Raw genomic sequence first — 13,408 nt, forward strand, 5'->3', positions numbered from 1 at the left:
GAAAAACTAATTCAACTATTTGAAGAAAGATATTAATTTATTTACACAAAATACTTGACGTTACCCTATTGGCTATTTCTGTTAGATTATCATAATAAGCCATGTAATGTAATTTTTTCTTTTCCTTTTTCAGCTGGTTAATTTTTAAGCTTATTTCCTGCTGGTAAACAAAAATTAAATACAGAATTATTAGGACTGTTAAATAAGCAATTAAAGCCGGTAAAAATGAGATAGAACTGCCAACGATCATTAATGTCAGTACTGAAAAGATTGAGAACACATTCAGTATTAAAGCTGAAACAAAGCCTTTTAGAGCATATTTGATTGTCAGGGAAAGCAGTAAAATAATCTGCAGCTGAACAATTATTCCTCTAATTGTTGCCGATGAAAATTTTAGACTGCTTAAATTTGCTGAATTACTGAGTATCAAAAAAACTGCAGAAAAAATATAGAAAATGTTAAATGAAATTAGAATTTTATTGTTTATATAATCACTAATTTTAATTTTCTTAATTTCATCCTTTAAAAAATTATTCAAAGATTGTGTTGTCATCATTTGACCTGCCTTCAGTATTAGTATTAGTTAATTAATAGTATACCTAATTTTATGCTTTAAATCAATTAAAAACAACCTTAATTTAAGAGGTAAATTAAAGCGATTGAAAAAATCCTCCTCAGAAAATCTAAAAATTTACTGAAGAGGATTTATAATTAGAGATTTTTTTAATGGTATTTTTATTCAAGTTCCTGAAAAAGGTTAACCATTTCAATCAGAGAAACAGCAGCATCATAGCCTTTATTCCCGGACTTTGTCCCAGCTCTAGAAATAGCCTGTTCTATTGTATCTGTTGTCAGAACCCCGAAAATAACCGGCTTTTCAGTATCCAGACCTGCTTTAGCAACCCCTTTTGAAACCTCTGCTGATACATAATCAAAATGAGGAGTTTCTCCTCTAATAACTGCACCCAGGGCAATTACACCGTCATATTCTTCTTTAACTGCCAGTTTCTTTGCAGTCAGCGGAATCTCAAATGCTCCCGGCACCCAGACAACATCAATATCTGTCTCATCCATTCCATGTCTTTTTAAGGCATCAACTGCACCTTCCAGTAATTTACCGGAAATAAATTCATTAAAACGCCCAACTACAATTGCTGTCTTCATTCCCTGTGCATTCAGTTTTCCTTCGATTGTCTTCATTTTTATCATTCTCCTTTTTGTGAATAATTTATTTTGTACCCGGTTCAAATAAGTTTTATAGATCGAGCAGGTGGCCCATTTTATCTTTTTTAACTTTGAGGTAAAACTCATTTTCCTGATTTGGGTCAATTTCGATTGGAACTCTTTCAGTCACCCTGAGGCCGTAACCTTCGAGTCCGACAATTTTGGTTGGATTATTTGTCAGCAGGCGGATTGTTGTCAGTCCAATTTCTGAAAGAATCTGAGCTCCAATTCCATAATCTCTTAAATCAGGATCAAAACCGAGAGCCACATTGGCTTCCACGGTGTCCATTCCCTGATCCTGCAGCTGGTAGGCCTTAATTTTGTTGACAAGCCCTATACCGCGGCCTTCCTGCCGCATATAGAGTACAACTCCTCGGCCCTCATCTTCAATTTGCTGCAGCGCTGCTGCCAGCTGCTCACCACAGTCACATCTTTTGGAGCCAAAAATATCTCCAGTAATACACTGGGAGTGAACCCGAACCAGTACATCTTCTTTATTTTCTACATCACCTTTGATAATTGCAATGTGCTCTTTATCATCAACTTTAGTTGTAAAAACCTTAATTTTAAAATCACCGAAATCAGACGGCAGTTCTGCTTCTGCTGCCAGCTCAATCAGCTTATCCTTTTCTTTTCTGTACTTGATTAAATCTTCAATTGAAATTAATTTCAAATCATGTTTTTCTGCAAATTCTTTCAGATAAGGTAGGCGCCCCATTTCCCCATCTTCTTTAATTATCTCACAGATAACTCCTGCAGGCTTTAAACCAGCCAGTCTGGCTAAATCAACAGCGGCCTCTGTATGACCGGCTCTTCTTAAAACTCCACCTTTTTTAGCAACCAGCGGAAATACATGGCCGGGGCGCATAAAATCACCGGCTTTGGAATTAGGATCGACCAGTTTTTGAATGGTAAGTGCCCTCTCCTGGGCAGAGATACCGGTTGTAACCTCTTTATGGTCAACAGAAACTGTAAAAGCTGTTCCGTGAGTTTCTGTGTTTTCATCAACCATTAACGGTAAATCAAGGCCTGAAATTGCCTCACTTTCCATTGGTGTACAGACCAGCCCTCTTGCCTCCTTGATCATAAAATTAATGGCCTCTTTATCTACTTTTTCAGCAGCCATTAAAAGATCACCTTCATTTTCTCGATCTTCATCATCAACAACTACTACCATTTTTCCTGCTTTAATATCTTCTACTGCAGCTTCTATTTTATCCATTTAAATTCTCCTTTCGGACAAATACTTACTTTAACTTTTCAAAAAAATATTTTTAAATATTTTGGTTATACAAAACCATTTTCAGCTAAAAACTCTTTCGACATCTCTGTCTCAGCTCTCGCTTGACTGGTCTTATTCCCGAGCATCTTATAAACATATTTGCCCAGCATATCAGTCTCAATATTAACCAAATCTCCAGCAGCAAGTTCGGAAAGATTTGTTTCTGCCCAGCTTTCTGGAATCAGTGAAATCTTTAAAATACCGTCTGTAATTCCCATCACTGTCAGGCTGACTCCATTTAAGGCAACCGAGCCTTTGTGAACAATAAATTTTTCTGTCTCCTGATCAACTTCCAGTTCTATAATTTTAGCATTATTTTCACTTTTAATTGACCTAACAGGTGCTGTGCTGTCAACATGTCCGGTGACAAAATGACCGCCAATAAAGTCATCTGGCCGCAGAGACTGCTCTAAATTAACAACTGATCCCCGCTCTAAATCACCTAAGTTGGTAGCTTTTAAAGTCTCAGGCATCACATCCGCCCTAAAATAATCACTGCCAAAATCAACTACTGTCAGACAGACCCCATTGACTGCGATGCTGTCTCCTTTTTTTACTTCATTTAGAACTTTCTCAGCCTTAATTTCCAGCTGATATTTGCTGCTGCCTTTAAATTTGCGCAAAAATTTCCCTTTTTCCTGTATTATACCGGTAAACAATAAATTCACCTCCCAGTTCAGTCCACAGTTCAGTGGCATATTTATAAACTAAACTCAGCTTTGAGTATTTTTCCTTTCTCCAATTAATAGAATATTATCTCCCAGATTTTTCTGTTCAGTAATTTTTAGTTCAACTGCAGCTGACATCATTTTGGGACCGCTGCCGCAGAAAGAAGCTATACCGTCACTGCCTCCATAAATTTTAGGAGCAATAAAATAATAAAATTTATCGACCAGATCTTCCTGCAGAAATGTATGACTTAATCTCGCTCCTCCTTCAACCAGGAGACTGCTTATTTTACGCTGATGCAGGCTTTTTAAAATTTCTCTGAGCTGAAAATAACCATCATTTTCAGCTTTAAAACTCAGAAGCTGAACCTGCTCTTTTTCCATTAATTTTTTCTTTTTGGCGTGGATTGCTGCCGCCCTGGCAGGAGGAAAATCATCGGCACAGATAATCAGAGTTTCGGCCTCTGACTGCTGATTGATAATTTTAGCATCCAGCGGAATATCAAGCAGAGGATCCAGAATAATTCTTAAAGGATCGATTCCACTTTCAGCTTCCAGTCTGGCAGTTAGCGAGGGATCATCAGCCAGCACTGTACCAATCCCAACCATAATTGCATCAACCCGGTGTCTTAATTTATGACCTTCCAGTCTGGCTCTGGAGTTGGTAATCCATTTAGAATCGCCAGTGCTGGTGGCTATATATCCATCCAGGGTCTGAGCCTTTTTTAAATAGACAAAGGGATATTCACTCTGAATATATTTCAAAAAGCTTTCATTTAAAACTTCAGCTTTTTCCTGAAAAAGTCCGACTTCAACTTCTATCCCCGCTTCTTTCAGCATTTCAATTCCTCTGCCAGCAACCTCAGGGTTCGGATCAACCATAGCAATCACTGCTCTTTTAATCCCGGAATCAATAACTTTTTGAGCACAGGGTGGAGTTTTGCCATAATGACTGCAGGGTTCAAGTGTAACATAAATATCAGCACCGCGGGCAGCTTCTCCTGCAGCCTCGAGTGCGAAGACTTCTGCATGAGGCCCTCCATACTGCTGGTGATAACCCTCACCAATAATTTCTCCGTCTTTAACCACAACCGCTCCCACCATAGGATTTGGGGAAGTACTTCCTGCACCTCTGCGGGCAAGATTTAAAGCCCGGGCCATATACTTTTGATCATCAATTGAAAAATTCTGCATCTTATACCTCCAGTACTTCTGAGATTATCACTCTTTATTTGATAGTTTTTCTTTCCCAGATATTCAAAAATATTTTTAAAATCTTTTATAGTATTAAAATAGAAAAAGCCCCTCCATCACTGGAAGGACTTTAATAGTCATTTTTTATTTAAATCTATCAACAGCTAAAAAATTCACTTATTCTGCCATAAATATACAAAATAAATTAGATTAATAAATTTAAAATCTAACTCCCTTCCAGACTTTACTGTCGGTTCTGCATTTCATCAGATCAATCCAAAATGGACTTGTGGACTATTACCACCGGTAGGGAATTTCACCCATCCTCGTTAGTTATATTCAATTTTCTAGTTATATTTTAGCATTTTAAGCTTGAATTGTAAAGTTAAATTTTACTCAAAGTTTAAATTATCCAGTCTTCCCCAGAGCTCCAGCTGATAATATCCCTCTTCATCCTGCTCAAAATTATCACCATTTAGAAGTTGAGCAAATAAAAGGAGCTGTTCTACAGACTGATTTTTAGCTTTAAATTTAAGTAGTGAGCTGCTGATATAAGGTACCTCTTCACTATAATTGAATTCTGCATTCAGCCGGGCATCAATTAAGTTTGAAATTAAATCTAATTCGCTTCTGCCCTTCGGATGGTTAAACTGCTGCAGATAATTTAAAGAATCAATATTGAGTTCAAATTCACCATTTTGAGCTAAAATACCGAAACTGCTCTGATTTACTTCCTGACTTAAATTTTCTTTCAGGACAAGCTGAAAATCACTTAGATCGAAATTAAGATCAAATTTCTGAATTTGGTAATTCTTTTTTTCCGAATCTAAATACATCGCAAAATCAGAATCGAGATTTAATTCGGCAAAGGAAAATTGATTAAACAGCTCATTTCCAGAGAGATTTATTAACTCACCATTTAGAGCAAGTTGATAATTACTCTGCAGCTCTTTTAAAATCAGTTTTTGATTTTGGCGGCTGTAAAGAACAATTTCTGCCAGTGCTGTTTCCATTTCTTCTGCCATTTCTTCAGGCTCAGATTCTGTTTTAGAAGTCTCTGCTGCTTCCACTTCTGCTTCTGTTCTCTCCTCCAGCACAGTCTCAAAATCAAGTTGATAATCAATAAATTCATTTTTTAAAGCAAAATTATTTACAGTTAATTTCTGATTCTGGCTCTGATAATCAGCGTTAAAAGCGAAGTCTCTAAAAGTAGAAATTCGCTCCCAGTTAGCTTTAGTAATTCCATAACTTCGATAAAAGGGATAATCATAAATTACTTCTTCACTTGCAATATTTAAGCGATGATTATTTTTAATCAGCTGCAGTGGTTCCTTAACAGACTGAGAATTGATCTCCCCCTGATAGCTGAGGCTGCTGTTATAAAAGTCAAAATGATTATTCTGCTGCAGATCATAAAAACTAAATTTGTCTATTTCTGCTGTAATGTCTTTTTTAGCTAAAAATTTTCCATCTTTAAGGTAATTGAAAATCTGCTGCCAGCTGAATTCTATTTCTGCCCCGTTAAGTTCAATACTCTGATCACTGTTATTTTGGAAACTCAGAGTATTAAGCTCCACCCTTCTTAAAAGTGGGTTAGAATTAATATTTAAATAACGCAGCTGATAGTTATTTTCTGCTGCAATTTCTTTAAGATCATTTTCTAAATCTCCGGCCAGTTTGCGGCCCAAAAAATAATTCAGTGAAAATACTGCTGCCGCAATTAAGAGCATTAATAAGAGATAAATTGAGGCCTTTTTGAGAAATTTTTTCATAATTTGCCCCTTTCTTTTATTTTTATGAAAATTCTATTAATATTATAACATAAAGTCAAGTAAATAAAAATCTCCTCAGCCATAAACTTCAGGTTGAGGAGAATTAACTTTATTCACTTAAAAAGCTGTTCATTACTTCCTGCATATAATTAATTGTATTGTTTAAGCGTTCTTTTTCGTTTTCAGGAAGCTCAATATTTAAGTCGCCAGTACTCTTTTTATAGGAAATTTTTTCGAACTTAATTTCTTCTTCCGGGCCAGCAGGAACTCTAATGTAGAGCTGATCTTTATAAATTATCTGGGGTATCTCATGCAGAAAAAGCAGTGGATTTTCAAGATCTTTTAAAAGAGAAACTCCTAAAAATTCTTCCGGTTTTTCCGGATAACCCATTAGATCTAAAATTGTAGGAGCAATATCTGTATGACTGCCGCTTTTAGCAATAACTTCTGGCTCAATATCCTGATGATAAATAAAAAGTGGAATATGCTCGGGTTCTTTTATATTTCTGTGATTTGCAAAATTATCTCCTGACCTGTATTCTTCTTTATTTATATCAGCAACATGGTCAGAATAAATTACAAATAGTGTATCCTCCATAAGAGAACTTTCTTTAATTTTTTCGAAAAACATTTCCAGTGAATTGTCAACAAAATACATGGAATTAAAATAATCCCTGACGATTGGAGTTTCAATTTCTGCAAATTCCTCAACTTCATATTCTTCAGGGTAAAAATTAAAGGGAGTATGGCTGCTGACAGTAATAAAAATTGAGAAAAATGGTTCTTCTGCAGTTTTAAGATATTCAACTGACTGGTCAAAGAGGTCATAATCATTGATTCCCAGATAGGTATCCTCGCCGACTATTCCCTCTTCAACTGAAAAATCTTCCCGGCTGTAAAAACGGTCAAATCCCATTTCTAAATAACCTTTGTCCCGATAGAAAAAGCCTTCTTTATTGCCGTGAAAAGCATAGGTGTTATAATTGTCCTGCCTTAAAACATTGACTATTGTATTAAATTCCCGCATATCATTACTTCTAAAAGCATAATTTCGGTTGATTGGATAAAGTGAAGTCAGAAAAGAAAATTCAGCATCAAAGCTGCCATTAATGTGGTGAGCGTAAATATCAGAAAAATATTTAGATTTATCTTTGAGCTGATTTAAAAAGGGTGTCACTTCTCTGCCATTATACTGATAATCTATTAATTTTGCATCCATTGATTCCAGCTGGATTACAATAACATTTTTAATGTTTTTAATGTTTTCTTCAGCACTCAACTCTTTTTCTGTTTCCACCTTACTTAAGTCAACCTCTAAATCCTCGGCGGTATTTTCTTTGGCCCGCTCTCTTTTATTTCTAAGCTGCTGGTATTCCGCCAGATAAAGCGGTAAGATCCCGTAAACATTGACAAAAGCTGGAGTGCTGTGGTTAAAAAGTTCCATAAAATTATCAGCGGGAAATAAACTGTAGCTGTAGAGCAGCTGACTAAAAAATAAAATTATTATGATCAGTACTAAAATAAAATTATTTTTGAGCAGACTTTTGCGGCTGAACTGGGAATTTTTTAATTTTGGTGTTTCTGGCTTAGCTTTATAAGTTAAATAGATTAGAATTGGGATGTCAAAAACTAACAGAAGATCAAGCCACCAGTTGATAAGCTGCCTGGTGAGAACTCTAAAGGGGCGAATTCCCTGACCCATTATCATATCAGTCAGGCTGAGATAATTACCAAAATAGCGGTTATAATATAAATTAGCGATAAAAAATAAGAAAAAAAGCAGATAAATAACCAGGGTGAAAATTTTTCTTTTTTTATTTCTCAAAACTATACCGTAAAGTAATGTAAAGGCCAGAACTACAATTACATTTTTTAAAAGCAGAATGCTTAAGGAAGGTACGTTAAATATATACCAGTTAAAATAATTATATTTTATTAAAAATCCAATTAAAAGCAGAGTAAAAAAGAATTTATCCCGCTTTCTCAACTGCAGACTGCTGAACATTTTTAATCCCCCCCTCAAGCAAAAAACTTTCCCTGATATTTAACTATTACAGAGAAAGTTTTGAGAATAATTATCATCTAATTATATCTTAAACCATTTAGGGATATTTATCAATAAATTATTTTTGAAATTTCTGTGAAAAATTAAAGAGAAGTTTATTTGAGCATCCCCTTATAAATGCTTTCCTCACTACCTTCAATTATCTGAGCAGAACAGGTCTTTTTATAATACTCTACAGGGCCAGCGCCTCCAATTACAGCATAGGGGTAGCCGTCCTCCCGCAGCGCTTTTAGAGACTTTAGTAAAAGTGAAGTTCCAATCCCCTTTTTACGGGCCTTTTCTCCCACCCCGGTCGGTCCAAAAAAACCTTTAGCAGTCGTATCATAACAGGCAAAACCTAAGAGTTCTCCCTCTTTAACTGCGATAAATATTTTAGCGGGGCTGGCAGCCACTGCCACATCCGCCTCAGAAACCCAAACTTCGGAAAAATTATCACGGATCCAGTTTAAAATATAATTTTTTTCTGGTGGAATGGCTCTTCTAATTTGAACATCCTCATCTTTTAAAGAATGAAGTGGCTTTTCTAAAACCTCTAAATCATATAATTTCACTAGCATATCTGGCATTTAAATTGTCCTCCTAATTATTTTTTATTATCTTTTCTTAAGATCATTTCCTTCAGGCTGCCTCCTGCCGAAACCATCGGGAATACATTTTCCTCTTCTTCAATCATAAAGTTAAGAATATAGGTTGAATCTGCTTTAATAGCATTTTCTAAAGCAGATCTGATATCTTTACGCTCGGTAATTGTCTCACCCTTAATTCCATAGCCCTTTGCTACCTGAATAAAATCGGGTATAATTTCAGGACAATTCTCATTCGGTTCGGAACATTTAGGAGGACAGTCTGCCTGACGGCGGAGACAGGTTGCAGAATACCTTTTATCATAAAATAATTCCTGCCACTGACGCACCATTCCCAGGTACTGATTGTTAAAGAGAATAATCTTAACTGCTACCTTATTTTTGGCTGCAGTTGCCAGTTCCTGGATATTCATCTGAAAACTGCCGTCTCCAACCAGGGCAAAAACTTCCCGCTCAGGATTAGCCAGTTTGGCTCCAATTGCCGCCGGAAATCCATAACCCATGGTTCCCAGTCCACCAGAACTAATAAAGGTTCTGGGTTTGGAATATTTGTAGTACTGAGCAGCCCACATCTGGTGCTGTCCTACTCCAGCTGTGATTACAGCATCTCCTTCAGTCAGCTGATATAAAGTTTCAATGATCTCTGAGGGAAGTAATTTATCGGCCTTTTCTGGATCAGCCTGCTGATCTAGCTGCTTCCATTCTTCAATTTCCTTAAGCCAGGCAGGCCTTTTGACCTCTTTGATTCTCGGCAGAAGCTCTTCTAAAGCCAGCTTAACATCTGCCGTAATTGGCACCTTAGTTTTGACAATTTTAGCAATTTCTGCCGGGTCAATGTCAATATGGATAACATCTGCATTAACAGCAAAATCTTCTAACTTACCGGTTACCCGGTCATCAAAGCGGGCACCGAGGGCTATAATCAGGTCAGAATTTGAGATTGTCAGATTGGCCTCTGTTGTCCCGTGCATCCCGAGCATTCCCAGGGAAAGGTAAGAGTTTTCATCAAAAATACCGATCCCATTTAGAGTTGTAGTTACAGGGATTTCGGCTTTCTCAGCCAGCTTTTTAATCTCCTGATAGGCACCGGAAATAATTGTGCCACCTCCGGCATAAATTACCGGTTTTTTGGCCTGATTAATCAAATCAGCTGCTCTTTTTAACTGCAGTTTATTGGCTCTATAAGTCGGGCTGTAGCCGGGAAGATCAACCTGATCTGGATAATGAAATTCAGCCTCAGCTTTTAAAATATTTGAAGGTATATCAACTAAAACCGGTCCCGGACGACCTGTAGAAGCAATATGAAAAGCTTCTTTGATTATCCTGGATAGATCATCTACCTCATTGACAATATAATTGTTTTTAGTAATCGGCATTGTAATTCCTTTGATATCAGCTTCCTGAAAACCATCAGTACCAATCATTGTATTTGGAACCTGGCCGGTAAAAGCTACCAGAGGAACTGAATCCATATTGGCAGTTGCCAGGGCAGTAACCATATTGGCAGCACCCGGACCGGAAGTTGCAATACAGACTCCAGTCTTTCCGCTGGAGCGGGCATAACCATCTGCTGCATGGACTCCTCCCTGCTCATGGTGGGGCATAATATGTCTGATTTTTGAGTCATAAAGTTTATCATAAATATCAATTACCTTGGCGCCAATATAACCAAATACAGTATCTACTCCTTCTGCTTCCAGTGACTTTACAAAAATTTCTGCTCCTGTTATCTTCTTATTTTGCTTACTACTCATCCTACTCACTCCTCTTTAAAATAAAAATAATAAATTTAAGCAATAATCTCTAAAATTAACTTTAAAAATTAAAAAAACCCTCATCTCAACTAATAGCTAAACTATTAATCGGGACGAGAGTTCTCTCACGCGGTACCACCCAACTTGCTGTCTCAACAGCCACTTAAAGCACTGAATTAATAAATCTCAATACCTCTGCACTAGATAACGGATGCACTTCCAATCAGGAAACCGGCAGCTCCTACTCTGTTCAAAGCTGCAGTTCAAGGGCTACAAAAATAATTTTTTAGATATCGGTTCTCAGCTATCCCGATTCTCTGTAATCCCTGGAAATTACTTTCCTCCCTCTCACAACTTTTATCTTATTTATTTTGTATATTATACATTAATGTTAGAAAATTGTCAAGAATCAGTCGCCAGAATATTATATCTGTATACAGGTATTTAAAAATTGTTCATTTACTTAAATTTTAGTTAAGAATCCTGCTGCAGCAGCTCTGACGACTATTTTTTTGCTCTTTTTTGCTCTATTGACGAAATTAGAAAAAGGAATTATACTGAAATCAACAAATAAAAAATGAAAATTATTAGGAGAGTGATTATGATGTCCAAGTACAGCAAAGAAGATATTTTGAAAATGGCAGAAGAAAAAAATGTTAAGTTTATCAGAATGCAGTTTACTGATATTCTGGGAATAGTAAAAAATGTTGCAATCACAGCCAAGCAGCTGGAGGATGCCCTGGATAATAAAATTATGTTTGATGGATCTTCCATTGATGGGTTTACCAGAATTCAGGAGTCAGATATGTATTTAAGGCCTGACTATGATACCTTTACTATTTTTCCCTGGCGTCCGGAAGAAGGTGGAGCGGTTGCCCGTTTAATCTGTGATGTTTATACTCCAGACGGCAAGCCTTTCTCAGGTGGACCCCGTAATGTTTTAAAAGAAGCGTTAAAAGAGGCTGAAGAAATGGGCTATGATATGAATGTTGGACCTGAGCCTGAATTTTTCTTATTTCAGTTAGATGAAAATGGTGATGCAACTACAAAGACTCACGATGATGGCGGTTATTTTGATTTAGGACCAATTGATAAAGGAATCAATGCCCGCCGCAGTATTGTTTTAGCTCTAGAAGAAATGGGTTTTGAAGTTGAAGCTTCCCATCACGAAGTAGCTCCCGGTCAGCATGAAATTGATTTTAAATATGCTCCCGCTTTAAAAACAGCAGACAATATCGCAACCTTTAAATTTGTCACTAAGGCAATAGCTCACGAGCACGGACTGCATGCAACCTTTATGCCCAAGCCTATTTTTGGTGAAAACGGTTCTGGAATGCATGTTCACCAGTCTTTATTTAAGGATGGAGAAAATGCATTTTATGATGAAAATGACCGTTTAGGTTTGAGTAAAACCGGTTATCATTATATTGGCGGTTTATTAAAACATGCTAAGGCAATGGCTGCAATTACCAACCCTTCTATCAACTCCTATAAGCGTCTGGTTCCAGGTTATGAGGCTCCAGTCTATCTTTCCTGGTCAAGTGCTAATAGAAGTGCTTTAATCAGAATACCCGCAGCACGTGGTAATGGAACCAGAGTTGAATTGAGAAATCCTGATCCAACTGCCAACCCTTATCTGGCAATTGCTGTTATGTTAAAAGCAGGTCTTGATGGAATCAAAAATGAAATTGAGCCTCCAAAAGAAGTTTTAGAAAACATTTATGAAATGTCCTTAGAGCGCAAAAATGAACTTGGTATTGAAAGTCTGCCCGGAAATATTAATGACGCTGTAAACTTATTGTTAGAAGATGAGGTTATAAAAAGCGCTTTAGGTGAGCATGTAATGGAACATTTTGTGGCAGCTAAAAAAGTAGAATGGGATGAATACAGAACTCAGGTCAGCCAGTGGGAACTGGATAGTTATCTAACCAAATTTTAATAAAGTTTATTTCTGTAAGCTTGTTTCTGAATAAATTTGTTTATTAAAAAAGTAAAGTAAAATAAGATAATCTATTGGAGTAATAAAATTTCTACTTTTTGAGAAATGAGAAGCTAGAAGAACTGACTCCCCTATAATTAATGGCCTCCCAGTTGAATATTTACTGGGAGGTTAATGCTTTTATTATCTTAAACTCAAGCTATTAGGGAAAAAATATTAAAATTGAGGTGTTAAAATTGTTAGATAGGAACTATCAAGAAATTGAAAATAAATTGGTGGAATGGATTAGAAAAAAAGTTAAAACAGCAGGTTTAAAAGGTGCTGTAGTCGGTCTCTCGGGAGGAATTGATTCTTCAGTTACCTCTCTTCTCTGCCAGAAGGCTTTTCCCAATAATACGCTGGGCTTAATTATGCCCTGTCAGAGCAGTCCTGAGGACCGGGTTGATGCAGTTAAACATGCTGAAAAATTTGGTATTAACTATCAGGAAATTGATCTCAGCCTGACCTATCAGCAGCTTTTGAAAACAGCTGCAGCCAGTGATCCCAAACTTAACTTAGAAAAGGTAATTAATAGAGAAAATTTGTCTGCTGCTGACCGTAAGACTAAGCTTGCCCTGGCCAATATTAAGCCCAAATTAAGAATGACTCTGCTCTATTTTTATGCAAATCTAAATAATTATCTGGTTGTTGGTACAGATAATCGCAGCGAGCTCAAACTCGGTTATTTTACTAAATATGGTGATGGGGGAATCGATATTGCTCCTCTGGGAAACCTGGTTAAACTGGAAGTCAGAGGGCTGGCCAGAAAAATGGGGATTGACCGGAAAATAATTACCAAAGCACCTTCTGCCGGTCTCTGGGATGGTCAGAGTGATGAAGATGAACTTGGTTTAAGCTACAGAGAGCTTGATTATTACCTGGTAGAT

At 36.9% G+C, this 13,408-nt stretch carries 11 protein-coding genes, 1 riboswitch and 1 other annotated feature; of the genes, 2 read left to right on the top strand and 9 right to left on the bottom strand.

Annotated elements, in window-relative coordinates; translation table 11 throughout:
• Positions 1 to 37 precede the first annotated feature (37 nt).
• The 9 genes from CI949_RS10055 to ilvB all read right to left on the bottom strand — a co-directional run bounded on the left by CI949_RS10055 (position 38) and on the right by ilvB (position 10,543).
• Complete coding sequence (locus tag CI949_RS10055) at positions 38 to 556, bottom strand: hypothetical protein (RefSeq protein ID WP_290765918.1); 519 nt, start codon at positions 554 to 556, stop codon at positions 38 to 40.
• A 179-nt stretch (positions 557 to 735) separates the two neighbouring features.
• Complete coding sequence (ribE, locus tag CI949_RS10060; RefSeq protein ID WP_290765922.1) at positions 736 to 1,200, bottom strand: 6,7-dimethyl-8-ribityllumazine synthase; 465 nt, start codon at positions 1,198 to 1,200, stop codon at positions 736 to 738.
• A 55-nt stretch (positions 1,201 to 1,255) separates the two neighbouring features.
• Positions 1,256 to 2,446, bottom strand: coding sequence for a bifunctional 3,4-dihydroxy-2-butanone-4-phosphate synthase/GTP cyclohydrolase II (locus CI949_RS10065; protein ID WP_290765925.1), 1,191 nt, complete (start codon positions 2,444 to 2,446; stop codon positions 1,256 to 1,258).
• A 65-nt stretch (positions 2,447 to 2,511) separates the two neighbouring features.
• On the bottom strand, positions 2,512 to 3,165 hold the full coding sequence (locus CI949_RS10070; protein ID WP_290765927.1) for a riboflavin synthase: 654 nt from the start codon (positions 3,163 to 3,165) through the stop codon (positions 2,512 to 2,514).
• A 54-nt stretch (positions 3,166 to 3,219) separates the two neighbouring features.
• Positions 3,220 to 4,368 carry a bifunctional diaminohydroxyphosphoribosylaminopyrimidine deaminase/5-amino-6-(5-phosphoribosylamino)uracil reductase RibD gene (gene ribD, locus CI949_RS10075; RefSeq protein ID WP_290765929.1) on the bottom strand — a complete coding sequence of 383 codons (1,149 nt, stop codon included), beginning with the start codon at positions 4,366 to 4,368 and terminating at the stop codon, positions 3,220 to 3,222.
• Positions 4,369 to 4,589: 221 nt separating this feature from the next.
• A riboswitch (FMN riboswitch) is annotated at positions 4,590 to 4,706 on the bottom strand.
• 54 nt (positions 4,707 to 4,760) lie between these two features.
• A complete protein-coding gene (locus tag CI949_RS10080; protein WP_290765931.1) occupies positions 4,761 to 6,140 on the bottom strand; it encodes a hypothetical protein in 1,380 nt (459 codons plus the stop codon).
• A gap of 109 nt (positions 6,141 to 6,249) precedes the next feature.
• Positions 6,250 to 8,145, bottom strand: a complete 1,896-nt coding sequence (locus CI949_RS10085; protein ID WP_290765933.1) for an LTA synthase family protein — start codon at positions 8,143 to 8,145, stop codon at positions 6,250 to 6,252.
• A 155-nt stretch (positions 8,146 to 8,300) separates the two neighbouring features.
• A complete protein-coding gene (locus tag CI949_RS10090; protein ID WP_290765935.1) occupies positions 8,301 to 8,771 on the bottom strand; it encodes a GNAT family N-acetyltransferase in 471 nt (156 codons plus the stop codon).
• Between the two features lie 17 nt (positions 8,772 to 8,788).
• The gene (ilvB, locus tag CI949_RS10095) at positions 8,789 to 10,543 is read right to left on the bottom strand and encodes a biosynthetic-type acetolactate synthase large subunit (RefSeq protein WP_290765937.1); all 1,755 of its coding nucleotides are present in this window, start codon (positions 10,541 to 10,543) and stop codon (positions 8,789 to 8,791) included.
• A gap of 106 nt (positions 10,544 to 10,649) precedes the next feature.
• Positions 10,650 to 10,904, bottom strand: a binding site (T-box leader).
• A 243-nt stretch (positions 10,905 to 11,147) separates the two neighbouring features.
• Here ilvB and glnA point away from each other — a divergent pair.
• Both glnA and nadE read left to right on the top strand, forming a co-directional pair.
• Positions 11,148 to 12,482 (top strand): type I glutamate--ammonia ligase, encoded by a 1,335-nt coding sequence (gene glnA, locus CI949_RS10100; RefSeq protein ID WP_290765939.1) that lies wholly within the window; start codon positions 11,148 to 11,150, stop codon positions 12,480 to 12,482.
• 236 nt (positions 12,483 to 12,718) lie between these two features.
• Positions 12,719 to 13,408: NAD(+) synthase (gene nadE / locus CI949_RS10105; protein WP_290765941.1), on the top strand; the 690-nt coding region annotated here is incomplete at its 3' end.

The organism is Halanaerobium sp., from assembly GCF_003070835.1.

What these genes read in the sequence shown, in the direction of transcription:
- CI949_RS10055 (WP_290765918.1), bottom strand. Translation starts at nt 556, where the DNA reads ATGATGACAACACAATCTTTGAATAATTTTTTAAAGGATGAAATTAAG.
- ribE (WP_290765922.1), bottom strand. Translation starts at nt 1,200, where the DNA reads ATGAAGACAATCGAAGGAAAACTGAATGCACAGGGAATGAAGACAGCA.
- CI949_RS10065 (WP_290765925.1), bottom strand. Translation starts at nt 2,446, where the DNA reads ATGGATAAAATAGAAGCTGCAGTAGAAGATATTAAAGCAGGAAAAATG.
- ribD (WP_290765929.1), bottom strand. Translation starts at nt 4,368, where the DNA reads ATGCAGAATTTTTCAATTGATGATCAAAAGTATATGGCCCGGGCTTTA.
- CI949_RS10080 (WP_290765931.1), bottom strand. Translation starts at nt 6,140, where the DNA reads ATGAAAAAATTTCTCAAAAAGGCCTCAATTTATCTCTTATTAATGCTC.
- CI949_RS10085 (WP_290765933.1), bottom strand. Translation starts at nt 8,145, where the DNA reads ATGTTCAGCAGTCTGCAGTTGAGAAAGCGGGATAAATTCTTTTTTACT.
- CI949_RS10090 (WP_290765935.1), bottom strand. Translation starts at nt 8,771, where the DNA reads ATGCCAGATATGCTAGTGAAATTATATGATTTAGAGGTTTTAGAAAAG.
- ilvB (WP_290765937.1), bottom strand. Translation starts at nt 10,543, where the DNA reads ATGAGTAGTAAGCAAAATAAGAAGATAACAGGAGCAGAAATTTTTGTA.
- glnA (WP_290765939.1), top strand. Translation starts at nt 11,148, where the DNA reads ATGTCCAAGTACAGCAAAGAAGATATTTTGAAAATGGCAGAAGAAAAA.